The organism is Oceanisphaera sp. IT1-181, assembly GCF_033807535.1.
GTDB lineage: Bacteria > Pseudomonadota > Gammaproteobacteria > Enterobacterales > Aeromonadaceae > Oceanimonas.
In genome coordinates this window covers 1,544,153-1,568,744 of sequence record NZ_CP136856.1, presented here as the reverse complement: position 1 = coordinate 1,568,744, position 24,592 = coordinate 1,544,153, and the positions used below count along the sequence as shown (strand labels likewise).

The 24,592-nt window shown below is 51.2% G+C and carries 20 protein-coding genes and 1 pseudogene; 5 read left to right on the top strand and 16 right to left on the bottom strand.

Annotated elements, in window-relative coordinates; translation table 11 throughout:
* Nucleotides 1–243: 243 nt before the first annotated feature.
* On the top strand, nt 244–1,683 hold the full coding sequence (locus R0134_RS07145) for an ethylbenzene dehydrogenase-related protein (protein WP_319784110.1): 1,440 nt from the start codon (nt 244–246) through the stop codon (nt 1,681–1,683).
* Nucleotides 1,680–2,231 (top strand): DUF2231 domain-containing protein, encoded by a 552-nt coding sequence (locus tag R0134_RS07140; protein ID WP_319784109.1) that lies wholly within the window; start codon nt 1,680–1,682, stop codon nt 2,229–2,231. The genes R0134_RS07145 and R0134_RS07140 overlap by 4 nt, the downstream gene beginning before the upstream one ends.
* A 519-nt stretch (nt 2,232–2,750) precedes the next feature.
* On the opposite strand, the gene R0134_RS07135 is transcribed toward R0134_RS07140, so the two are convergent.
* From R0134_RS07135 to R0134_RS07095, 9 genes are all read right to left on the bottom strand, one after another.
* On the bottom strand, nt 2,751–3,089 hold the full coding sequence (locus R0134_RS07135) for a zinc ribbon domain-containing protein YjdM (RefSeq protein WP_319784108.1): 339 nt from the start codon (nt 3,087–3,089) through the stop codon (nt 2,751–2,753).
* Between the two features lie 81 nt (nt 3,090–3,170).
* A complete protein-coding gene (locus R0134_RS07130; protein ID WP_319784107.1) occupies nt 3,171–3,413 on the bottom strand; it encodes a DUF6868 family protein in 243 nt (80 codons plus the stop codon).
* Between the two features lie 192 nt (nt 3,414–3,605).
* Nucleotides 3,606–5,147, bottom strand: a complete 1,542-nt coding sequence (gene gshA, locus R0134_RS07125; RefSeq protein WP_319784106.1) for a glutamate--cysteine ligase — start codon at nt 5,145–5,147, stop codon at nt 3,606–3,608.
* A 263-nt stretch (nt 5,148–5,410) separates the two neighbouring features.
* Nucleotides 5,411–6,337 (bottom strand): bestrophin family protein, encoded by a 927-nt coding sequence (locus R0134_RS07120; protein WP_319784105.1) that lies wholly within the window; start codon nt 6,335–6,337, stop codon nt 5,411–5,413.
* A 152-nt stretch (nt 6,338–6,489) separates the two neighbouring features.
* Entirely contained in the window at nt 6,490–7,329 is an 840-nt protein-coding gene (gene fghA / locus R0134_RS07115; RefSeq protein WP_319784104.1) for an S-formylglutathione hydrolase, read from the bottom strand.
* Between the two features lie 607 nt (nt 7,330–7,936).
* A complete protein-coding gene (locus R0134_RS07110) occupies nt 7,937–8,320 on the bottom strand; it encodes a VOC family protein (protein ID WP_087038463.1) in 384 nt (127 codons plus the stop codon).
* A gap of 29 nt (nt 8,321–8,349) precedes the next feature.
* Nucleotides 8,350–8,766 (bottom strand): hypothetical protein, encoded by a 417-nt coding sequence (locus R0134_RS07105; RefSeq protein ID WP_319784103.1) that lies wholly within the window; start codon nt 8,764–8,766, stop codon nt 8,350–8,352.
* A 325-nt stretch (nt 8,767–9,091) separates the two neighbouring features.
* Nucleotides 9,092–10,219, bottom strand: a complete 1,128-nt coding sequence (locus tag R0134_RS07100) for an S-(hydroxymethyl)glutathione dehydrogenase/class III alcohol dehydrogenase (protein WP_319784102.1) — start codon at nt 10,217–10,219, stop codon at nt 9,092–9,094.
* Between the two features lie 224 nt (nt 10,220–10,443).
* Nucleotides 10,444–10,692, bottom strand: a complete 249-nt coding sequence (locus tag R0134_RS07095; RefSeq protein ID WP_319784101.1) for a hypothetical protein — start codon at nt 10,690–10,692, stop codon at nt 10,444–10,446.
* A 381-nt stretch (nt 10,693–11,073) separates the two neighbouring features.
* Here R0134_RS07095 and R0134_RS07090 point away from each other — a divergent pair, with 381 nt between their 5' ends.
* Nucleotides 11,074–11,943, top strand: coding sequence for a LysR substrate-binding domain-containing protein (locus tag R0134_RS07090; protein ID WP_319784100.1), 870 nt, complete (start codon nt 11,074–11,076; stop codon nt 11,941–11,943).
* A 618-nt stretch (nt 11,944–12,561) separates the two neighbouring features.
* Here R0134_RS07090 and R0134_RS07085 read toward each other — a convergent pair.
* From R0134_RS07085 to apbC, 4 genes are all read right to left on the bottom strand, one after another.
* Nucleotides 12,562–13,068, bottom strand: a complete 507-nt coding sequence (locus tag R0134_RS07085; RefSeq protein ID WP_319784099.1) for a low molecular weight protein-tyrosine-phosphatase — start codon at nt 13,066–13,068, stop codon at nt 12,562–12,564.
* 57 nt (nt 13,069–13,125) lie between these two features.
* On the bottom strand, nt 13,126–15,117 hold the full coding sequence (locus R0134_RS07080; RefSeq protein WP_319784098.1) for an AsmA family protein: 1,992 nt from the start codon (nt 15,115–15,117) through the stop codon (nt 13,126–13,128).
* Nucleotides 15,118–15,141: 24 nt separating this feature from the next.
* Nucleotides 15,142–15,723, bottom strand: a complete 582-nt coding sequence (gene dcd / locus R0134_RS07075) for a dCTP deaminase (RefSeq protein WP_319784097.1) — start codon at nt 15,721–15,723, stop codon at nt 15,142–15,144.
* 153 nt (nt 15,724–15,876) lie between these two features.
* Entirely contained in the window at nt 15,877–16,950 is a 1,074-nt protein-coding gene (gene apbC / locus R0134_RS07070; protein ID WP_319784096.1) for an iron-sulfur cluster carrier protein ApbC, read from the bottom strand.
* Between the two features lie 280 nt (nt 16,951–17,230).
* Here apbC and metG point away from each other — a divergent pair, with 280 nt between their 5' ends.
* Complete coding sequence (gene metG, locus R0134_RS07065; RefSeq protein WP_319784095.1) at nt 17,231–19,276, top strand: methionine--tRNA ligase; 2,046 nt, start codon at nt 17,231–17,233, stop codon at nt 19,274–19,276.
* Between the two features lie 414 nt (nt 19,277–19,690).
* Here metG and R0134_RS07060 read toward each other — a convergent pair.
* From R0134_RS07060 to pabB, 3 genes and pseudogenes are all read right to left on the bottom strand, one after another.
* A pseudogene (locus R0134_RS07060) lies at nt 19,691–20,029 on the bottom strand (L-serine ammonia-lyase, iron-sulfur-dependent, subunit alpha); the annotation flags it as partial.
* A 203-nt stretch (nt 20,030–20,232) separates the two neighbouring features.
* Nucleotides 20,233–20,796, bottom strand: coding sequence for a CoA pyrophosphatase (locus R0134_RS07055; protein ID WP_319784094.1), 564 nt, complete (start codon nt 20,794–20,796; stop codon nt 20,233–20,235).
* Between the two features lie 258 nt (nt 20,797–21,054).
* The gene (gene pabB, locus R0134_RS07050; protein ID WP_319784093.1) at nt 21,055–22,458 is read right to left on the bottom strand and encodes an aminodeoxychorismate synthase component I; all 1,404 of its coding nucleotides are present in this window, start codon (nt 22,456–22,458) and stop codon (nt 21,055–21,057) included.
* 207 nt (nt 22,459–22,665) lie between these two features.
* Between pabB and R0134_RS07045 the strand changes: the two genes are divergently transcribed.
* The gene (locus tag R0134_RS07045; protein ID WP_319784092.1) at nt 22,666–24,189 is read left to right on the top strand and encodes a fumarate hydratase; all 1,524 of its coding nucleotides are present in this window, start codon (nt 22,666–22,668) and stop codon (nt 24,187–24,189) included.
* Nucleotides 24,190–24,592: the final 403 nt, after the last annotated feature.

Sequence of the window (24,592 nt, the reverse complement as noted above, 5' to 3'; positions counted from 1 at the left end):
GAATAAAAGAACGCAGATTCCAAGCCCACCCATGTAATACAGAGCCTAGACTGTAATACAGAGCCTAAACACTCGAGTATTCTCATCCAGCCAAAATCAAACTTGCTAAGTGTAGGTACTGGTTAAAAAAAAACCAATTAGCAGGGTAGCCTGATAATGGCTTAATTAACCCGCGCTAAGTCAATCTATTGGCTTGGGTCTACACTGAAATTCCGTCACGTCACCTTGCTCTTAGGAGTTTATATGGCACGTCACTACAAGAGCAGTTCCCTCTGGCTAGTACTCGCTCTACCTGTCGCGCTCGGTCTTGCTTGGGTCACCCAAGGCAGCGGAGTGATCAAGGACGACTTGGAACGTAACATCTCGATTCCCGATGAGCTGACCATGCCGTTGCAGATCCAAGCCGCGTACAACGACCAGCAGATATTCTTTCGCTATCGCTGGCCCGCCAAACAAGCCCATGTCTACCATGACATGCTGCGCTATGAAAATGGCGAGTGGGTCCGCCACGGTAGCTCCATGCCAGGCCCCAATCCCGATGGCACCTACGAAGACCGCGTCGCCATGCTGGTGGATGATGGCGGTGTACCCGATTTCGGCCGCTATGGCGGTTACATTACCGTTGGCGATCGGATGCGTTTCTTCAGTGATTCCGCAAGCCCCGCAGAGGTTAGCGAACATCCCTACCTCGGCCAGAAAATGGGCAAGAGCGACGTTCGCAAGTATCTGCCGAACACGCGCCGCGACCAGAGTGACTGGCGCAGCGTGGAGGATGCCGACGTGCTTGCCGCCCAGCGCAAGGCCGGTTACTTTCTCGACCTCTGGCACTGGCGAGCGGGCCGCTCTAATCCTATTGGGGTCTCAGACGATCAGTGGGTCGGCGAGTATCGCCATAATGACGAAGGCTCAGGCCCCTACATCACCAACTGGGATAGCGACAACAGCCGCCCACGCTGGATGCTTGACCCCGATAAAACGGGCCAGCGAGCTCTGCACTGGGAAGATGTGGTGTCCGGCGAGGTTGATTTTGACGGTTTCTACTACCTATCTGAGGGCTACCGAACCGATTTCGATGCTAACTACGACTGGCAGGAAGGCGACGTAATTCCTCGTCGTCTGCTGAGCCAGCCCTCGGGGTCACGGGGCAGCATTGCCGTACAAGGCCAGGCTCGCTGGGCGAACGGCTATTGGGATGTAACTCTAGTACGCGATCTCGACACGGGCAGTCCGCTGGATGATAAAATTCTCGCCGACCAAGGGGTCTACGACATCGGCATTGCCGTATATCGCAACGCCACCGGTAGCCGCTGGCACTATGTTTCTCATCCCTACACACTGGGGCTAGGACGGCAGGCAGATCTCCAGGCTACTGCCTTCTCCGGCAGCGCCCCAAACTGGAATGAGGAATGGTTCGACATCACGTTGTTCTACCCCGGACAGGTGGACTGGCCGCTATTGATCAGCCGCGCCCATGCCGGCGCACCGGACATCGCCAAGGGCATACCCGTGCGGGCACGTCACAGCGAGCAGCAGCTCGCACTCTACGGGGTAGAAATGGAATTCAACGACGCCATTACCTTTCGCTGGTGGATAACTCTCGTCGCGGGATTGATCGCCATGCTGGGTGTCACCCTCGCCTTACTCCCCAGCTTCCGTTCGACTTATCCAGGAGATCGCTCATGACAGGTATGCATCACATGCTCGTCCATTTCCCCCTCGGGTTCTGGGCTCTTGCCACCCTGATGATCTTGATCGGCGCTCTGCTACCCGGGCGGCTGGCCGAACTCAGTCGTGCCGCCCTACTGCCGCTGCTGGTACTGAGCCTACTGGCCGCGCTAGCTGCCATTGTCACTGGCTTCATGATTTGGCCACTGGAGGCCAGCACGCATAGCCCGCTAACGCGTAATCACATCCTGATGTCGTTCTGGTCGCTAGGTATATACAGCATGCTAACTGTGCTCGTCTGGCGTGCTAAGCAAGCGGTCTTCGACGGAGCAAGGCGATGGGTACTGGTGCTGCTCGCACTGATCGGCGGATTATTTTTCGCCGCCGCCGGTACGCTGGGCGGTCACCTAGTTGGCGCCTCTACCTTGTTCTCTGAGGTACTCGGGCTGATGGGCTGGGAGGTATACAGCACTTTCTACAGCCCATTATGGGTGACCGCGGTGATGGTGCTAATCGGCATCCTCTGTGCCGTTCTGGGGCTAAGGAGACGCCGCGCAGCCCTTTGATCCGACACCGCCAACATTGCTGGTGCATTTAGATGAACACTTCCACATAAGTTATACGTGATTACTTATAGAAGTGTTTCGGCAGACCTTGTAGCCGGCCGTCTCTTTGATAAAGAGGACTTCGCCGGGCCAGCGTAGCTGGTTATTTTTAAGGTTTAGGGATAATACAAACCGTGCTGAATAAATTTGCACCTACAAAAGATAGGCACTTCGTAGCCGGGAATTTATTCGCCGGTCCTGCGAAGCAGGATGTTTTAAGGGCACATAGAAAACCGTGGCGAAGTCCTCTTCGCCGAAGAGACGGGCTCCTACAAGAAAATAGGCGCGAGACACTCCGTAAGTTATTGAACTTGTTCATCAATAACTATTTAGATATGGCTGGTCATTATGGGTAATCAGGTGAATATTTAAGAGCCTGTAACGACAAAATCCACGTTAGTTCCGCAGCATTACTTATTTGGCATTACTTTTAAATAACGCCATCACCCCATTCTTCTTTCCCTCAACAAGGCAAAGGCCTCAAGATTTTTTCACATATTTGGCAGTCACCATCATTTCACCGGCGCCGTCCACCTTGCAGTCTAGCTCGTGATCTTTGCCTTCCACTATGCGTCTGATCACCGCTTTGGTGCCAATCTTTAGCACCAAAGAACTGCCTTTGACCTTAAGATCTTTGGCCAGCGTAATCTTGTCACCTTCTTCCAGCAAACTGCCGTTGGCATCTTTTGCGGTGAGCGCACCCTCTTCAGCTGCAGAGAGTAACGGATCCCATTCATGAGCACACTCGGGACAAAGCAAATGGTCTTGATCTTGGTAAACGTACTCAGAATGGCATTTTGGGCAGGGTGGAAATGGCATAAGCGCTTTCTTCTTTATCGTAGTGTGACAGATATGGTAACGCGTGAATGGGTAAGGCGCTAACCTTGTTTGTGCTGCCGATTAAGTGATGATTTTCAACGCAATATAAGGGGCAAGATTCAATACCAGAATCGCTATCTTGTATTGGGCAAGATACTGAAAATAGGCTCGGCCAAGATCCTGTGTATTCAACGAAAATAACCGCGCATGAATGCTAGAGATAGTCTCGCGCATTAGCACTACCATAAGGGTGGAAAACAACAGGACGATAATGTTGATAACCAGCGACCAACCCAAGAGTGCCGTGAATAACTCTATCGTCATCAAAATCGCCACCTGTACTTTTTAGTCACACGCTACCCAATGAAGCTCGCATTCGCCATGGGATATCTGGCGGTTCGTCTACGACTAAAGCATAGGTCGGGCAGCCATTACTCACACGACTGATGTGCCATACGTCTTCTGAAATAGCACTTTGCTCAGGTGTTCGTCAGTGTTTATCCGCTTCTGCCAAGTTCACATCGCCATTAACGATCTGCCTGCTTCTTGCTCTTCCAATTCGTGTTGTGCCGCCAGTGATGAACTGGCCAGTTGTGTGAAATAGCGGCTTTGCTCTTGCTCAAGCGGAGTCTGTTGCCAGTGCTGCGTCAGCTCGGTGGCTCTGTTTTGCACCCAATCCGTGTAATTTTGCTCGGTGGCGGTCAGTTGCTGCAGAATGCGGGCCGAGGGCGTTAGCTCGGGCTGTTGCAACAGCGGCTTGAAGTGTTGCAGCGCTGCACTATAGCCACTACCGGCCTTGTCCAACAGCTGGGCGATGGCGTCCAGCTCGGCAAACAGTTGCTCGCCCCAAGCTGCACGGCTAAGTTCGCCGCTGGCGGTTTCGAGCAGCAGATCGGGCCGACGGCCCTGCTCGGTCACGCGGGTGTGGTTGCGGGCCAGACGCCGTTGCTCCTGCTCGCCAATTTCCGGGCTGTCTTGAAATAAGCAGAACAGTAAAAAGGTATCTAGAAAACGTATTTGGGTGTCATCTATGCCCAGCGCCAGCAGAGGGTTGATATCTAAGTTGCGCACTTCTATGTATTCCACGCCACGACTCGCCATGGCCTGCAGCGGCGTTTCGCCGGTATGGGTTACCCGCTTGGGGCGAATGTCGCTGTAATACTCATTTTCTATCTGCAGAATATTGTCGTTTAACTGTCGGGTTTCGCCGTTAACCTCGACTCCGAGGCGGGTATAGGGCGCATGGGGGGTGTTCAGGGCGCGAGTGAGATCGCGGCCATATTCCGCCAAGCTGTTGGTGCTGATGTTCAAGCCCGCCTGAGCATCGCTTTGGTAGCCTAACCCGCTCATGCGTAAAGAGGTGGCAAAGGGCAGATAGAGTGTGTCGGTGCCAAGGCTTGCCAGCTGGTGCGGGCGGCCATTCATAAAAGAATGGCTGAGTGCGGGCGAGGCGCCAAACAGATAAAGCAGCAGCCAGCCGTAGCGTTGAAAGTTGCGGATTAATGCAAAATACTGAGCCGAGCGAAAATCAGCCAGCGAATCTTGGCTGCCGAGCAACTCTCGGTAGCCTTGCCAGAAACTGTCGGGCAAAGAGAAGTTGAAATGAATGCCGGCAATGCTTTGCATGATGCGGCCATAGCGTACATCTAGGCCGCGACGGTAGGTGTGCTTCATTTGTCCCGAACGAGAGCTACCGTATTCGGCAATGGGCACGCTGTTATTCCCCTGCAAGGCGCAGGGCATGCTGGCGGGCCACAAATGTTCATCCCCCAGCTGGCTGACGGCATAACGATGCAACTGCTCCATAAAACCAAGGGTGTCGCCAATCTGTTCACTGGGCGGCGTAATAAACTCCAACAATGACTCTGAATAGTCGGTGGTAATGTGCGGGTGCGTGAGCGCCGAGCCCAGTGTGTGCAGGTGCGGCTCTTGGGACAGCCGGCCTTTGGGCGTGACCCGCAAGGCTTCTTTTTCTATGCCGCGACGAATATGGGCCAGCGGCCGGATCAAGTCGGCATCGGCCAGTTGTGCCAGGCGCGGAGTAAGGGATGGCGTCATAAAAACCTCTGTATCAAGTCAATTAATCAGGCCAATCGGCCTTACTCTTTTTTGCCAAGCTTGTGTTGCAAACCCAGTGTTGCTAACCCAGTGTTGCTAATCCAGCCTGGTTAATTCAGCCATGCGCGCGTGCTGCCGCACGAGTAATAGCAGACACGGCATTATATTTATTCTGCGGCAAGAGATAATGACCCCATAGTGCAAATGACTTTTGACTGTCAGTAACAATGTGGGCCGTGATCGGCGGTTAGGTGGGAGTGTGCCTATGACAAACAGTCGTCTTTGGGAATAATGGCGGGCGGAAGCTCGGTTTCTTCTAATGCTTCCAGCAGGTTGATTTCGATGGTGCGCGACAGCGCGCTCAGTGGCAGATCGTTGGCGGCTAGGCCAAAAGGTTGTTCCAGCTCTTCACTGAGGGCATCTAGGCCGAAGAAGGTATAGGCGATTACGGCACAGACCAAAGGAGTGGCCCAGCCCAGTGATGAGACCAAGCCAAAGGGCAGCATAAAGCAATATAGATAGGTAGTGCGATGCACCAATAGCGTGTAGGCAAACGGCAGCGGCGTATTCTGAATGCGCTCGCAGGCGGCCAATACTCCCGCCATAGAGGTGAGCCGTTCGTCCATGCTCTGCACCAAAAATTCCGATAATAATCGCTGGCGCCGACTGTAACCAACCTTCTTACCCATCAGCCGCAGCAGGCACTCGGGCAGGTTTTGCGCCTGACGCAGGCTGGCGTGATGCTCTGGCTCGACAAAACGGTCGACGTCTTGCCAAGGCGAGGTGTCACGCAGCCGATGGCGCAAGGCGTGGGTAAAGGCGATGGTCAGGTGGATCATCCGCCGCTGGGTGTGCCGCCCGGTCTCGGTTTCCTCATCCATAAAAGAGATCACTTGGCGGGCCAGACTACGGGCATCGATGGTCAACTGCCCCCATTGTTCTCGCGCCTCCCACCAGCGTGCGTAGCTGGCGTTGTTTCTAAAACCGAGAAACAGAGACAAGGCAACGCCCAGTAAGGTGAAGGGAGCCGTGTCGTAAGAGGAGAAAAAACCGGGAAACCAATGCTGAATGCCGGCTATTAAGACACTGAGTAGAGTGATCAGCAAAATTTGGGGATAAATCTGCGGGATGACAGAGCCACGCAGGGTAAAAAACAGCTTAAGCGCATGCGGTTTTTGCCGAACGATCATGTCAGCCTCCAAATGATGAAATTGGTGCGTGTTGGGTTAATTAGCGTGGTAAATACAGGATGTGTTTCAAGTGTAGTTGGCGCTACCAAGGGCCGGCAGGCTAATGGCCCCGAAGACGAGCTCTTCGGGGCTTATGCTCTAACGGATATGCATTAGCGAGTGAGGTGCTCGGCATGAAAGCGCAGGTGCTGTTCGATAAAGCTGGCGATAAAGTAATAGCTGTGATCATAGCCTTCTCGACGATTTAGCTCCAGCGGGTAACCGCTGTGGCTGGCGGCGGCTTCCAGTGCCTCCGGCTTGAGCTGCTCGGTGAGAAAATCGTCGGCCTCGCCCTGATCCACCAGCGCTGGTACAAACTGGCGGGCTTCGCGCATTAGCAGGCTGGCGTCATAATCGGCCCAAGCTGCGGTATCTTTACCCAAGTAAGCATTGAACGCCTTCTTACCCCAAGGGCAATTAACTGGGTTGCTGATTGGGCTGAAGGCAGACACCGAACGATAACGTTCAGGGTTCTGCATAGCCAATACCAAGGCACCGTGGCCACCCATGGAGTGACCGGAAATGGAGCGTTGTTCACTGACCGGAAACATGGACTCGACAAGTGACGGCAACTCGTTCAGCACATAATCGTACATACGATAATGCCGGTTCCAGGGTGCCTCGGTGGCGTTAACGTAGAAACCGGCCCCCTTGCCCAAATCGTAGCCGTCGTCATCCGCGACATCATCGCCGCGGGGACTGGTGTCTGGTGCAATAATGGCCATGCCCAGCTCGGCGGCAATGCGCTGGGCACCGGCTTTGTGCATGAAATTTTCATCGGTGCAGGTGAGGCCAGACAGCCAGTATAAGGCCGGCACCTTGTCACCGATTGATACCTGTGGCGGCAGGTAAATGGCAAAACGCATGGTGCAATTCAGCGTTTCTGAATAATGGCTATACTGTTTGTTCCAGCCATCGAAGCTCTTGTTACAACTCAGGTTTTCAATACTCATTGGAATCTCCCAAAATACAGGGTGCCGTGGTGGCAATGGCGATATTATATTCGATTTCGTGCTGATGATAATGACCAGATATATTAAATAACCTTTACCAATGAGTAACAATAATGGGGAAGATGCTATTTACTGAGCGTCACAAGGGGCTTTGGTGGAGGTCTGGTAGTGAAAAGCTTTGGCTAGAATGTAATAACGTATCCTGATTACGTATGAACCTCAGCCATAATGCACCCTGTTTCGGTTTGTTCTTTGTAGCTGCCCAATTTATTCGGCAGGCCAGCTCTGCTGGCTGTTACTGAGATTTAGATTTAAACCAAAACACCAAACCGGGCCGAAGTCCTCTTCGCCGAAGAGACGGGCCCCTACAAGGTCAAAATACCAAACTGAGCCTCATGTTCTTTGCCGAAGATACGGTACCTCCCTGTAACCTATTGAATTCATTGGTACCGAGTTCTCTGAAACATGGCTGAGCTTTGTGGGTAATCAGGTAACGTATAGAGCGGCGAGAGGTACATAGCGCAGCGGCCAGAAAGCCTGTTAGGCTTTCTGGCCGCATTTATTATACTGCAAGGCGAAGGCCTAGCAGTAGGCTTGAAGCAGGACGTTATGCAGGCTTGAAGCAATAAACGGCAAGTTTGTTACCGTCTAAATCGCGGGTGTAAGCAGCATAGGCATTAGGTGCCCAATCGCGAGTAGCTGGTGCGCCTTCATCAGGGCAACCGGCCGCTAAAGCCGCCGCATGGAAAGCGTCGATTGATGCACGGTCCGGCGCTTCGAAGCTAACCGTTACGCCGTTACCGACAGTTGCAGGCTGGCCATTGGCAGGCTTCAGCACAAAGAAAGAAGGTGCATCTACGCCCCAGATTGAACCGTTTTCATCCAGATCGGCGATGCGCTTAAGGCCCAAAGTGCCTAATACGGTGTCATAGAAGGCGCGAGCCTGATTAAGATCGTTGGTGCCTACGGTAACGTGGGTAAATATACTCATTGTATTACTCTCTATAATGTATGGATGATTTATTTAGGTGCAAACATGTCTGCTGCGGTGCGGTGTGCGGTATAAACAGCCTCACCATCACTTTCGCCGTCAAAAATAACGGTAACATTAGGGGTGAACAGGACAACGTCACCGACTTCGGCTACATATTTATTGCCTTGCAAGTCGCGCATTACAATTTTGCCTTTGGTAATGACCTTGTACTCTACGAATTCATAAACAAATTCGAAGTCAACGCCAGGTTGCATGGCAAAGAAACCCACCGTCAGGCCATCTGAATTATCAGTAACAGTAACTTCTGCCATCTGACTTTTAAGATTATTTACTTCAAGTAAGCCGGCCAGTTCATTCAGCTTGAAGGTGCCAGCCTTAAACAGTTGAATACCCGGCTTTTGAGCAAGTTTGGTGATGTTGTTTTCGTTAACTGACTGAGTCACGTTAATTACCTTGTGGTGGTTTATTACACATGTTAATACTGCTAAAAAATTACCGAATAATAGAAAATTATTTTTATTACTTTTTATATATAGCCGTTATTATTGCCACCTTATTACTGAGGCCAGTTTATATTATTTGTCAGCATTAATAAGAGCTGAAACATCAAATTACTTTTGTCAGTTAGTAACAATGAAGTTTAAGAAAACAAGTCAGTGCAACAATGAGTATTAAAGTCCTCATGTTCTGCCTTTATTCGTAGAGCAGAGACCGACTATTTATCTAGCACAGCCTCTAAACTCGTTTTAAAATACGCTTTTGTTGCTGTTATTTGTCGAAATGGATCACGGTACGAATACTTTTGCCTGCATGCATGAGATCGAAGGCTTCGTTAATCTTTTCCAGACCCATGGTGTGAGTAATAAAGTGGTTGAGCTTAAACTCACCCTTCATGTAACGGTCAACATAGCCCGGCAGCTCGGAGCGACCTTTTACGCCACCAAATGCTGACCCCTTCCAAACTCGACCGGTGACCAATTGGAACGGACGGGTTGAAATTTCCTGACCGGCACCGGCTACGCCGATGATTACCGACTCGCCCCAGCCTTTATGACAGCATTCAAGAGCGGAGCGCATCACATTGACGTTGCCGATACACTCAAAGGAGTAATCCACACCGCCGTCGGTCAGCTCGACGATCACGTCTTGAATTGGTTTATCATAATCTTGCGGGTTAATGCAGTCGGTAGCGCCTAACTTGCGGGCTAGCTCGAACTTGCTCTCGTTGATATCAATGGCAATGATGCGGCTGGCTTTAGCCATGGTGGCACCAATAATGGCCGACAGACCAATGCCGCCCATGCCGAAGATGGCCACGGTGGCGCCCTCTTCTACCTTGGCGGTATTCATCACCGCCCCCATGCCGGTGGTCACGCCACAACCGAGTAAACAGACTTCTTCTAGTGGCGCTTCTTTATTGACCTTGGCCAGCGAAATTTCTGGCAATACCGTGTATTCGGAGAAGGTCGAGCAGCCCATGTAGTGGAAAATGGGCTGGCCATCTTTAAAGAAGCGGCTGGTGCCGTCCGGCATCAGGCCCCTGCCCTGAGTTTCGCGAATTTTCTGGCACAGGTTGGTTTTGCCGGATTTGCAGAATTTACACTCGCCACACTCAGGGGTGTAGAGCGGGATCACATGGTCGCCCACTTGCACGCTGGTTACGCCTTCGCCGATAGATTCGACGATGCCGCCACCTTCGTGGCCGAGGATCACCGGGAAGATGCCTTCCGGATCGTCACCGGACAAGGTAAAAGCATCGGTATGGCACACGCCGCTGGCGACAATGCGTACTCGCACTTCACCGGCCTGAGGTGGCATCACATCCACTTCTTCAATAGACAATGGCTGATTTGGGCCCCAGGCGATGGCGGCTTTAGATTTGATAATCTGAGTCATAAACGTCTCCAGAGACGGTGGTTGGGCACAAGTCAGCAAACTCAATAGTCTTGCTGAGCCTAGATGTTTATTAATTGCGAGTACTGCAAGGTGCTGAGCGTTGACCAGCAAGGGTTATCAATCGTGGTTACCAACACCATGTTTGCCAACAAGACTTACAATAATTAAGTGTAGTTAAAAATTTGGGCTACCGAGCCCTGCTCTGATTTAGGAAACAACGCCAATTAGAAGCAGTAACCGGGCAGCGGCGTACCAGCGCGACGCAGTTGTTTGCATTGACGATGATCGACGCCATCACCATGAGATGCCTCATTGCCTTTAGAAACTAAGCTAGTCGAGCTCACTTGCTGGCTTAAAGTTTGGGTTTGGGTTTGGGTTTGGGCTTGAGCTTGAGCCGGCAAGGCTGAGATGCTCACGGTGGCTGCAACCAGCAGGGTGGCAAACAGACGTTTCGGGTTAGTGATGTGGGTCATGATAATTCCTCAAAGATGACACGGCGCAAACTGCTGCCGTGTTGATGAGTGAATTATATATAGTTACTGGAATAAGATAATTACACCATTTTACAAAATATAGTTACCATGCTGTAATAATTATAAGCGCGGTGTGCATGGTGATGCCCTGTCGAGCAGAAAGACAAACGTGCTCTGCTCTCTGGAATGCTCAACACTTGATGGTGGTGTGTCGGATAGCAATGCATCACACCATAATGGCATGCGGATGTATCTTAGCCTGCCATTATAACTACCCTGTTAAAATTAATAATAGGCCTAAATTTTAAATTACTTTTACCCCAAAGAAACAATACAATGTGCCTATGTGGATGTGTTCGCCACCAACGTAAGGACGTAGACATGTTTATATGGGAAGGTGTGAGCGAGTTTGTGGCGGTGGCCGAGGTAGAAAGCTTTACTCAGGCAGCCAAAAGGTTGGGAATTTCTACCGCCCAAGTGAGTCGTCAGGTAAGCGCGCTGGAAGGCCGATTGTCGACCAAGTTATTTTACCGTACTACCCGCAAGGTGTCGGTGACGGAAGCTGGGCAAATCTATTATCAGCACTGCCGGCAAGTACTCGACGGGCTGGAGGAAGCAGAACGCACTATCACTAATTTGCAGCTGGCCCCCAAGGGCAAGTTAAAGCTAACGGCACCCATCACCTTCGGTGAAAAAACCATAGCGCCATTGGTCAACGATTTTGTGCTGCTTTATCCCGATTTAGAAGTACAAATGAACCTGACCAACCAAAAACTGGATTTGGTGGCGGAGGGCTTTGATCTGGCCGTGCGCCTAGGTAAGCTGGAAGACTCCAGCATGATGGCCAAGCGGCTGTCTTCACGTACTCAGTATGTGTGTGCTTCGCCTAATTATCTGTCAACTTATGGTGTGCCCCACTCGTTATCGGAGCTGGAGCAACATAATTGCTTGCAGGGTAATTTGGATTACTGGCGCTTTCAGGAACAAGGTAAGGCGCGCAATGTGCGGGTAAAAGGCAATATTCGCTGCGACAGCGGCTGGGCCTTGTTGGATGCAGCGCTAAAAGGCATCGGCATAGTGCAACTGCCAGATTACTATGTGCAGCCAGCGCTGGATGCGGGGCAATTAATCCCCTTATTAGAGCTATATCAAGAGCCGGACGACGGTATTTGGGCGCTATATCCCCATAACCGCCATCTGTCGCCCAAGGTGCGGATGCTACTGGACTTTTTAAGCGAGTCTCTTAGTTAAATCTCACGCTGGTTGTTTAAGCAGTACGGTTTAACAAGTGGCGGTTTCAACCCAGTTAACCAAATACCTCTCGCTGCCTGCATCCGCATTTTTCATATCAAAGCGCTTTAAGATATTTTTCGTAACGGAAGAACGCGGAACCCACGGAAAATTAAGCTTAATAAGATCGAAAGGGCAAAGATATCTTATGGATGAAGAGCGAGTGCAGAGCGAATTAGCCCGTTAATTAAGCTCTATCCAATCAAATGCTTTTAGATTTCCTGATTACCCACAAAGCTCAGCCATATTTCAGTGAGCTCAGCATAAATGAATTCAATAAGTTACAGGGAGATGCCCGTCTCCTCTCTTGTAGATACTCGTCTCTTCGGCGAAGAGGACTTCGGCACGGTTTTGGTTTTATTCTTAAACCTCACAAACAGCCAGCGGAGCTGGCCAGCCGAATAAATTGGCTGCTACAAGTGCTAGACCCTTGGCCTTGGAGCCAACCGAGTAGTGAGAAAAAACAAACCCAAACATCGGGCATAATGGCTGAGGTTCATAAGTAATCAGGTTAGATTTTATCTCTATTGTTCCGTGGATTCTGCGGGTTCCGTTGCAGATAAATCTTTACCCTTAAGATCACTTAGTATATTGCGCTAACAAGCCATCACAGGCTGACTCAATCAGATCCAGCACCTGCTCAAAGCCTTGCTCACCTCCGTAATACGGGTCCGGCACTTCTTGCTGGGCGTCTTGCTTAGTGTCTTGTTCGGCATCGCCATTAAAACTTAGCAGCAGCTTAATTTTATGCTGATGCTCAACGGGGCACAGCGCTTTAAGATCCGCTAAATTACTGCGATCCGCCGCCAAGATGGTATCGAACTCCACGAAATCACTGGCTTTAACTTGGCGAGCACGAATACCGCTAAAGTCATATCCTCGGCGCTCCCCTGCCGCCCGCGAACGCGCATCGGGTGCAGCTCCCGCATGTCCACCATAAGTACCTGCTGAATCAACAGTTATCGCCACACCCGCACTGGCAGCGCGCTGGCGTAACACCGCCTCTGCGGTAGGTGAGCGGCAAATATTGCCTAAACACACCACCAACACCCTTGGGTTATCTTTATTAGTCAATTCTTTACTCATTCTGCAAAACCTATACATCAAGCTTAACGGAGGAAAGCGTGGTTAATGGCGATCGGATCACAGCCCCAGCTTATCCAATAATCCCGGTAACTTATCACCGAGCTTGTCGCCCAGCTTTTCGTCGAGTTTACGTTTAAGGCGTTCAACTTCTTTGTCAGCCTTGTCACTTAAATACACATCAAACACTTGCTGTAAATCTAAACGGTATTGGGGATCTTTATAGGTGCCACTAATGCGAATAGGCAGAATGATGTTTTTAAGCTCATCTAACTCTTCGCCGTCTTGGCCTTTAATACTGCCCACGACCGCGGTATTTAACAGTACGTTCAATGACTCGTCGCCAAGGTTGGTTTTACCCTCGCCGTTGATACGCAGTAAGGGCGAGGCTAAGTGCAGGTTGTCGGTGCTGACCATACCTTTACCAATGACAAAGTCGGCAGTAAGCGCACTAAAGTCGGTTTTTTCAACGTCTTCTTTCGCCGGTAACGGTAAGCCTTTTATTTGGGCGTGGGCACGGCGAATAAGGGCCGCGAAATTAACGCCCTCTACAGCGCCGTCGGCCACGCTAATGTTGGCGGTGCCGGTGAGATTTTTGCGGAGCTCTTCGCTACTAAAACCCGCGCCTTTAGCATCCACAGTTACATCGGCACGACCTTCGATGTAATCGATGCTGGTCGCGGCGCTCAGCAAGGTATCTGCGTTCACGTCGGTCAGGGTTTGATGCACACTAAAGCGCGTGGGCTGCTCGGTAAAATCAAGCTTGGCCTCGGCTTCTATTTGTCCTTCATAAAGCTGAGCTTGGATGGGATTAAGCTCAAGCTTGCCCTGTTTTGACTGAATATGAACATCCAGCTGCTCCAGCTCTATGCCTTGCATCAGCACCTTATCGGCCGACAAGTCGCCGTTAAGATTGATGCCTTGTAAGAAAGAGCTGCTGGCTTCGCTAGAAGGCGTGGATTTAGACAAGGTCGCCGGCACTGAGGCGCTACGGCTTGGTGCATTGGTGGTGTCTTTATCTGCGTTCTCGACTTTAGTGGGCTTAGTACCGCTGCGCCATTCTTCTTGCAAGGCGTCCACATTTAACAAGTCGGTGTGCAGCTTAAAGGTCAACTCAGGCATATTTTGGTGGCGTACCGCCAACGCACCCGACACCTTGAGCTCGCCTAGTTCCAAGTTAAGCTCGGTAAACTCAGCCAGCTTTTGGTCTAAGTCATAGGCTAACTGGCCTTGTAACTGCAGCTGTTTATTACCCGGAATAGCACGGCCAGTGGCGCCCACATCGAGGGTAAGGTCGCTTAATAGAAAACGATTAAACTCAGGCGCTAACCAAAATTTGCCGTTCGCCTTAATGCTGCCCTGCAGATCGTCGCTAAATAAATTTCCAGAAAGGCTTAAAGGAACGGTTTGATCCGGTGCAAAATCATCCAGCTTAAAGTTAACCTTACTCAGGCGCGTTAACTTATCGGTAGCCTGATTTTGCATGACCACTTCCGCATCTTGTACGCTTACACCCGCCAAACTAAAGCTCATGGGTTCTTTGCTGTTTTCGCTCTCTGTATTTCCGGCAGTAGTGTCAGAACTAGTGTCGGTTTCATTGCCAGTGTCAGTGCCAGTTTTGCTGTTCGTGCCAGTGCCATCAGCCGCCTTGTTGGCTGCGAGCTGGCGCAAGTCATCTAGGTTGGTCACGCCATCTTTGCGGGTAATTAAATGCAGCCGTGCATTCTTGAGCACAGCTTCACCCACTTCGAGACGATTATTAAACAGCGGCTTTAAGGCCACATCTAAGCTGAGCTCACCAATCGATAAGGTGTTGCCACCCTCAAAGCCCGGCGGATCTAATAAGGCGGTGTCGGTCACGGTAAAGCCAATCGAGGGGAAAAAGCGCCAGCTTAAATCACCATTAATCACTAAGGTACGGCCGGTTTTTTCTTTGGTTTGCTCAATCAATACTCGCTTAACGCGGTCGGTATCCACTACCTGAATTAAAATAATGCCCGCTAGCAGGATCAGCAGCAGCAAGGCTCCCAGTCCATAGAGTAGCTTTTTCATGCGTATTATCCCGTGTTGTTGTTTTTAGTCTTGGTTAATCCGGCTCGCATCAGCCCCTTGCTGCGCCTTATATTTAGCGCTAGCACGACTCATATAAGGACGCTCTGCAGGCCCAGACATGGTTTCAAAGTTAATGGCACCAATCACCATGTGCGGGCGTAAGGCGAGCGGCAGTTTACCGCCGTTATAAAACTCAAGCACGATGCGCCCCGACCAACCCGGATCGATGCGATGAGCAGTGGCATGCACCATTAGCCCTAAGCGCGCTAATGATGAGCGGCCGTCTAGCCAACCCACTATGTTATCGGGCAAGGTGATAGATTCAAGGGTGACCGCCAGCGCTAATTCGCCCGGATGCAGAAAGAAGGCATCGCCATCGGCAATAAAAATCTCGTCACTCATCACCCGATCAATGGCGTCGGCCACTTCGGCTTTAGGGCCACTTAAATCAATATAAGGCGCGCTGTGAGCCTCAAACACCCGAAATTCATTGCCTAGCAACACATCTACGCTCACGCCACTGATCCGCTCTGGATCCGGTTCAGGAGTAATGTGAATAATGCCGTCGGCCAAATAACGCTTAATATCGCGATCACAAAGACGCATGAAAATTCCTCAACTCAGGGTAAAAAGCACCTTGCCCGCGACTAGCTTTGCCGCAGCCACAGCGGTGACTACTTGCTAGGCGCAAGCCGCCCGCTAACACCTTTTATGTATGGCGTTAGCGGGCAAGGTAATAATGATTAAACGTTAATGTAATTAAATAACACGGGTGTACAGGCTGGTAGGCACTGACTTGCCGCTAAAATACAAGCCGCTGGCAACACGCGCCGCTATGGTCAAATACGCCTGCGCTAACGCACCGTCTGGCTCAGCTATCATGGTCGGCCGGCCTTTATCCATATCCACCCCAATACGGGCATCCAACGGCAGCTGGCCTAATAAGGGAACCTGCTGTTGTTGAGACACACGCAAACCGCCGCCGGCACCAAATAACTCGGCTTGATGGCCACATTGGCCACAGATGTGATAGCTCATGTTCTCAATCACGCCCAACACCGGCACATTCACTTTGTTGAACATGCTGATGCCTTTAACTGCATCTGCCAGCGCCACGTTTTGCGGGGTGGTGACCACCACGGCCGCTGTAGTGGGCACACCTTGCGACATGGTAATTTGAATGTCGCCGGTGCCGGGCGGCAAGTCGACGATTAAGTAGTCTAACTCGCCCCAACGGGTTTCTTGCAGAATTTGCGTTAACGCCTTACTGGCCATGGGGCCGCGCCAGATTGTGGCATCTTTAGTGCTCACCAAAAAGCCAATGCTGTTCGCTACTATTCCATGAGCCTGTATCGGGCCCATCATTTTGTCGTCACTCATGCTCGGCTTGGCACCCGCCACGCCCAACATCATGGGGATAGAGGGGCCATAAACGTCTGCATCTAATATACCGACCCGCGCACCTAAGCGCTGCAACGCCAGGCTTAAGTTAACGGCGGTGGTGGACTTGCCTACGCCACCCTTACCGGAAGAAATGGCAATAATATTGCGTACCCCAGACACCCCTTGAGCGTCATTGGCCCGCGCCAAGGTGGCCACATCCACGCTTATTTGCCACTCAACCTGTGCGGCGCCACTTACGCGGCACAGATTTTCGTCTAGCTGAGTGAGCACGGTTTCAAGCTGATAATCTACAAACGGCAACACCAGCTTTATTACTAAGCGCGGCGATTGCAGGCTGATATCGCGTACCGCGCCGGTGCTGACCAAGTCTTTGCCCCAATGTGGCGGTATAAACTTAGCCAGTAAGGCCATAATATCGTTATTATTCATGGACTCTTGCCTCTTGATAATAGTGTTAGGCACTCTAGCAAAAAGCCGGCAACGGCGAAACGCTCGCGCCCGCACAAACCACTAAATACGCCAAACTAAACAGGTTACAAAGCAAAAGTGGGCTCCAAACCAGCAAAAGAGGGCTTTTTCTTCGGCTGAGTCCGGAGATAATGCACCTTTTAACGCTTTGCGCCGGAAAAAATGGCCAAAGTGTGTATAAGCAAAAAAAACTCGGGTAACATGACCGACCCACCTGAATTGACTTAATAGAATGGAAAATATGGCTACCGAACCGCGTAAGATACTTGTCACCTGTGCCCTACCCTATGCCAATGGATCTATCCACCTTGGCCATATGTTGGAGCATATTCAGGCCGATATCTGGGTTCGTTATCAGCGAATGCGAGGCCATACGGTTCATTTTATCTGTGCTGACGACGCTCATGGTACGCCCATTATGCTTAAGGCCAAGCAATTAGGCATAGAGCCAGAAGCAATGATTGCCGCGGTGAAGGAAGAGCACGAAGCAGACTTTGCGCGCTTCAATATTGGCTTTGATAACTATCACACTACTCACAGCGTTGAGAACCGTGAATTTGCCGAGCTGATTTACGGGCGCTTAAAAGAAAACGGTTACATTGAGAACCGCACTATTTCTCAGCTGTATGATCCTGAGCAAAACATGTTTTTGCCAGACCGCTTCGTGAAGGGCACCTGCCCCAGCTGTAAAGCCGAAGACCAATACGGCGATAACTGTGATGTGTGTTCGGCCACCTATAGCCCCACCGAGCTGATTAATCCGCGCTCGGCGGTGTCCGGTGCCACGCCCATTATGAAAGACAGCGAGCACTTCTTCTTCGACCTGCCACAGTTTAGCACCATGCTTAAAGCCTGGACGCGCTCTGGCGCCCTGCAAGAAGAAATGGCCAACAAGCTGGAAGAGTGGTTTGAAACCGGTTTACAGCAGTGGGACATCACCCGTGATGCGCCCTACTTTGGCTTTGAAATTCCTGATGCGCCGGGCAAATACTTTTACGTGTGGCTGGATGCGCCTATCGGCTACATGGGCTCGTTTAAGAACTACTGCGACAAGCGTGACGATCTAAGCTTTGATGAATACTGGCAGAAAGACAGCACCACTGAGCTGTATCACTTTATCGGTAAAGACATTGTTTATTTCCACAGCCTGTTTTGGCCTGCCATGCTTGAGGGAAGTGGCTTTAGAAAGCCGACCAATATCTTCGTCCATGGTTATGTGACGGTAGATGGCGCGAAAATGTCTAAGTCTAAAGGCACCTTTATTAAGGCCGACACCTACCTTAAGCACTTAGATCCTGAGTGCCTGCGTTATTACTACGCCGCTAAATTATCGAGCCGCATCGATGACTTGGACTTAAATTTGACTGACTTTGTGGCCCGCGTAAACAGCGATGTGGTCAATAAACTGGTGAACTTGGCCTCACGCAATGCGGGCTTTATTGCCAAGCGTTTTGACGGCCAACTGTCTGCTACTTGCAGCGAGCCTGAGTTATACGCCGAATTTGCCGCTGCCGCCGAACGTATTGGTCAAAGCTTTGAGCAGCGCGAATTTGGTCGTGCTATTCGTGAAATCATGGCGCTGGCCGATAAAGCCAACCGTTACGTGGACGACAAAGCACCTTGGGTGCTGGCCAAGCAAGCAGGTAAAGACCAAGAGTTGCAAGAGGTATGCTCGGTGGGCATTAACTTGTTCCGTGTATTGATGACCTACTTAAAGCCGGTAATGCCAAAGTTAACCGAGCGCGCAGAAGCTTACTTGAACACCACCTTAAGCTGGGACGCGGTGGCTTCACCTTTAGTGGCGCATCAGGTCAATCCGTTTAGCGCGTTATTTAATCGAATGGATCCGGCCAAGATTGCCGCCATGGTGGAAGACTCTAAAGAAGACTTAGAAGTGGAGCTATCCTTAGCCGCCCCTGCTGCAGCCGAAAGCAGCCAATTGACTGATGATCCGATTAGCCCGACTATCAGCTTCGATGACTTTGCTAAGATTGACCTGCGCATAGCTTTAATCAAAAAAGCCGAGTCTGTACCCAAGGCCAATAAGCTGCTGCGCTTAGAGCTGGACTTAGGCGGCGAAACTCGCCAAGTGTTTGCTGGCATTAAATCTGCGTATGCACCGGAAGATCTGGAAGGCAAGCTGACGGTGATGGTGGCCAACCTAGCCCCGCGCCAGATGAGCTTTGGCTTAAGCGAAGGCATGGTATTGGCTGCCGGCCCAGGTGGTAAAGACCTGTGGATCTTAGAGCCCCACGCCGGCGCCCAGCCAGGGATGCGGATTAAGTAACGCTGCTTCGCAGAGCTTGAAGCGGTCAGCTTTAAGCTGTCAGTAAAACAAAAACACCGAGCCAAAAGCTCGGTGTTTTTTTATCTATTGAAAACGTTAAACGCTTTACGTTATACGCCGTACGGGAAAGCTGAGCATGGCTCTATGCCGTCATCCTGACGCACGTCAGGATCTCGCCTTTAGGATTTAAGACCGAAGTAACGCAGTGCGAGATACTGGGGCTACGTCATGCTGAACTTGATTCAGTACCAGTATCTCGGCTAAAACGGAATCTGGCTTTAACTGACGGCTGACAGTTTAAGGCTCACCGATCCCTGCTGGGAAATGACGTTTTGCTGCGCAAAACCGGCCGACTAAAGGGGTCTCTACAAGTTCGGTACTGGCTTTAACTTACAGCTTATGGCTCCCGAAGGGCTAGCATTCCGTAATATTCACGGCCAAGCCGCCGCGGGCGGTTTCTTTGTATTTACTCTTCATATCACGGCCGGCTTCGCGCATGGTTTTAATTACCTTATCCAATGACACCTTATGCTCGCCGTCGCCCCGTAGCGCCAGTCTGCTGGCATTAATGGCTTTCACCGAGCCCATGGCGTTGCGCTCAATGCAGGGCACTTGTACCAAGCCTCCCACCGGATCGCAGGTTGAGCCTAAGTTATGCTCCATGCCGATTTCGGCGGCGTGTTCTACTTGATCCACAGTGCCGCCGACGATGGCGGTGAGCGCTGCTGCGGCCATGGAGCAGGCCACGCTGATCATGACGACTCCAAAACACGGATAAATCGAGAAGGTAGGTTGATGATGAGCAGTAACACCAGCATAAAAGAGTGCGGCGCAGGCAGGCTTGCCCCATCACTATCAACTAAATTTTAATAACTGTAAGAATATTTTAACGTTAGCCCCAGTGATATTTTAGCTTTGTGAGGTTTTGCAGCGGATTGTGTGATTAAGATCGCGAGTTATCGAGCTATCTGCTGGGCGAACTGATGGATAACAGTGGCGGTAATGCCCCAAATCCATAATCCTTGCCAACGAATAAACACCACTTCGTGCGTGCGGCCTTGACGGCGCAACTGATACAAATGGTGATGGCGCAAATCCAGCAGATAATCGAGCGGCACTTGAAACAGCTCATCGACCTCGGCCGGATTAAGCTTAAATTGCGGATTCCCTTCTATTAGGCCAATAAAAGGCGTGAGTGCGAAACCCGAAATCGTATATTGCGCCTGCAACTGGGCCAAGGGCTGACATAATTCGGGCAAGAGGCCAATTTCTTCCCAACTTTCACGCAGCGCCGTGTGCCAAAGGCTGGTATCGGTGGCATCCGCTCGCCCACCGGGAAAGCTCACCTGCCCCGGGTGGTGGCGCAAATGTCGACTACGACGGGTTAATACCAACTCTAAGCCCTGCCCCGTTTGTAGCAAGGGCATCAGCACCGCCGCAGGAAACGCATGACTCGGCAAATGCGGATCAAGGCCTGGCGTCAGTAAATTAATCCGTGTTTTTAGTTCATCTAACGTCATGGTTCAAAGCCTAAGCCTATTTTTGCTATGGTATTCGGGCCCTTCGTACAGCGATGAAAACAACAAAGAGTGATGACTGCTGTAGCCTGCCGCTTTAGCTGGCAGTCCCGTCTCGGCGGGATTATTTAATGCCTTCCTGCTTCGCAGGGGCGAGCCTGTCTCGCCGTGACGAACCATCTCAGATTAATCGAATATCCAGTGAATATTCGGAGTCAGCTAAATGGTGCGTATCGACTTAAAGCGCCGGGCGCTACTTTGTTACAACTCCGCCAGCACCGGCAGTATTTTACCCAGCTTATCAAATAACTCCTGATATTCGTCATCTGCTTGTGAGTCGGCGACAATACCGCCGCCAGCCCAGCAGTACAGCTGGTCAAGCTCCGCTACTAGGGTGCGAATGGTAATGCTGGTGTCCATGCGCCCGTGAGCACTGATGTAACCGATGCTGCCGCAATAAGCATGGCGGCGGTATTTTTCTAGCTCTTCAATAATTTCCATGGCCCTCACCTTAGGTGCGCCGGTAATGGAGCCGCCGGGAAAGGTGGCTGCCAATAAATCGGCACCGGTGAGCGCGGGGTTAAGCTCACCGGTAATGGTCGACACTAAATGATGCACCGCCGGAAAGGATTCGATGGCAAATAATGAGGGCACCTTCACCGAGCCCGGCACACAGACACGACCGATATCGTTGCGCAATAAGTCCACTATCATCAGATTTTCGGCGCGATCTTTAGGCGCCACACTCAACTCATCGGCCAGTTGTTTATCTTGCGCGGCATTAATGCCTCTGGGACGGGTGCCTTTAATGGGCTTGGTTTCAACGCGCCGACCGTCTAACGCAATAAAGCGCTCCGGCGACAAGCTTAAAATAGTACTGCTGGGTAATTGTAAAAAGGCCGAAAACGGCGCTTGATTTTGCATACTTAACTGGCGATAAGCAGCCCAAGTGTCACCGCTAAAGCCAGCATTAAAGCGCAGCGTCAGATTAATTTGATAGCAATCGCCAGCGCTCAGATAATCCTGCACGGTATTAAAGCTAGTTTCATATTCACTTTGAGTCCTGCTCGCCTGCCAATCGCTTAACAGCTTAAACGGATCAGTAGTCTTCGCTTGCTGAGCCTGCCACCACGCCAAGCGCGCGCTTAAAGCGGCTTCATCACCCAGCACCAATAAGTGCGCCTGCTGTAGCTCGGTATCAATCACCCAAGCCCAGTCCACCAACGCCACTGCCATGTCGGGGGTGGTGAGTTCATTAATGGCGAGGCTGGGAATGCGCTCCACTCGACGGCCTAAGTCATAGCTAAACAACCCCAGCGCCCCGCCACAAAATGGCAGATGTTGGTATGATTCAGGCAAACTTACTTCACCTATTAGCTTATCTTGCCACTGCTTTAATAAAGCAAACGGCGACTCAGTGGAGCGATAGCGCTGGTTGTGGTTTTGGTTTTGCTCAACGTGCTCAAAGTGCTCAATAACAGTGTCTGCACCTTGGGTGACCAAGGTCGCTAACGGCTCGGCGCTGATAATATGAAAGCGGCTATCCGTGCCTAATGGCGCGCCCGACTCCAGCAACATGGCCCAGGGCAGATGAGCAATTGGCGAAAAAAAATCATGCACAGCGCCATTAAATGCTTGGCTGTGAATATGTAAAGGCAGTCCCATTATGTAATCCACTCGACAGTTTTGACATCTGCCCTGCACTCAGGCTGGCCAGCTTAGGGCGGTGAAGCGTATCATAGCGTCAATATAACAATACAGAGCCGAGTCTGGTGCCTTGCCTTATTTTTCGAGTCATAAATACAGTCATCGAAATATAACGCCACCATATTGCCCCAGCTCTGAGCCACCGCAGACCCGCAAGAGGAAGCCATGAGCATTATCAAAAAGCAGGACTTTATCGAATCAGTTGCCGATGCGCTGCAATACATTTCTTACTACCATCCCTTGGACTTCGTACAAGCGCTAGAAAAAGCCTACTTAAAAGAACAAAGCACCGCCGCCAAAGACGCCATCGCGCAGATTTTAATTAACTCGCGCATGGCCGCCGAAGGCCATCGCCCCATCTGCCAAGACACGGGCATTGTCACCTGCTTCGTCAAAATTGGCATGCAAGTGCAGTGGGATAGCGATTTAACGGTACAAGAAATGGTGGATGAAGGCGTACGCCGCGCCTACCTAAATCCCGATAATCCGCTGCGTGCCTCGATAGTGGCAGATCCGGCCGGTAAGCGTATCAATACCAAAGACAATACCCCGTCTGTGGTGCACATCGACATGGTGCCAGGCGCGGAAGTAGAAGTGGCCATTGCCGCCAAAGGCGGTGGCTCTGAGAACAAAGCCAAGATGGCCATGCTTAACCCGTCCGATGACGTAGCCGAGTGGGTGCTAAAAACACTGCCCACTATGGGCGCCGGTTGGTGCCCGCCTGGCATGCTGGGCATTGGTATTGGTGGCACCGCCGAAAAAGCCGCAGTGCTGGCCAAAGAGTCATTAATGGATCCGGTGGATATTCATGAGCTGATTGAGCGCGGTGCTGTTACTACCGAAGAAAAGCTGCGCTTAGACATCTTTGAACGAGCCAATAAGCTCGGCATCGGCGCCCAAGGCTTAGGCGGACTCACCACGGTCGTGGACATCAAAATTATGTCAGCTCCTACTCACGCGGCTTCAAAGCCGGTGGTGATGATCCCCAACTGTGCCGCCACTCGTCACGTGCACTTTACGCTAAACGGCTCAGGACCTGCGGAACTTACGCCGCCAAGACTGGAAGACTGGCCAGAAGTGACCTGGGAGGTGGGCGATAGCGCACGTCGCGTAAACTTAGATACAGTCACGCGGGCCGATATTGCTGACTGGAAAATGGGTGAAACTGTCTTACTGTCCGGCAAGTTACTGACCGGTCGCGACGCCGCCCACAAACGTATTCAAGAAATGCTCAGCAACGGCGAAACGCTGCCGGTTGATTTTAAAGACCGCTTTATCTATTACGTCGGCCCAGTAGATGCCATTGGTAACGAAGCCGTAGGCCCTGCTGGCCCCACGACTGCGACCCGCATGGATAAGTTTACCGACATGATGCTAGAGCAAGCCGGTTTGATCGGCATGGTCGGCAAGGCAGAACGAGGCCCCGCTACCGTTGAGTCTATAAAGCAGCATAAAGCCGTGTACCTAATGGCCGTAGGCGGTGCCGCTTACTTGGTCGCCAAGGCGGTGAAGAAAGCCCGCGTGGTGGCCTTTGAAGACTTAGGTATGGAAGCCATCTATGAGTTTGAAGTGGAAGATATGCCGGTGACGGTGGCGGTAGATAGCGAGGGCAATAACGCCCACGTCACCGGCCCCGCCATTTGGCGCGCCAAAATCGAAGAGCTGGATGCCAGACTCAGTTCCCAGTGAAGCGTGAAACGTGAAACGTGAAACGTGAAACGTAATAATACAAAAACACCGAGCAGATGCTCGGTGTTTTTGTTTGGTTTGCGCTTAACTTAAAAAACTAATGACGATGCTGAGCTCTCTTAATCTTTACCAACACCTGATTACCCACAAAGTTCAGCCATAACCCATTGAACTAATAATCTATTAATTCAATGAATTACGTGGAGGCACCAGTCTCTTCGGCGAAGAGTATGAGGCTCGGTTTTGGGTTTTGACCTTGTAGGGGCCAATTTATTCGGCCCGGTTTGGTGTTTGGGTTTAAATCTAAACCTCAGTAACAGCCAGCAAAGCTGGCCTGCCGAATAAATTGGGCAGCTACAAAGCCAGACCATTTGGCCTTGAAGCCTTGCGGACTGCTATAAAG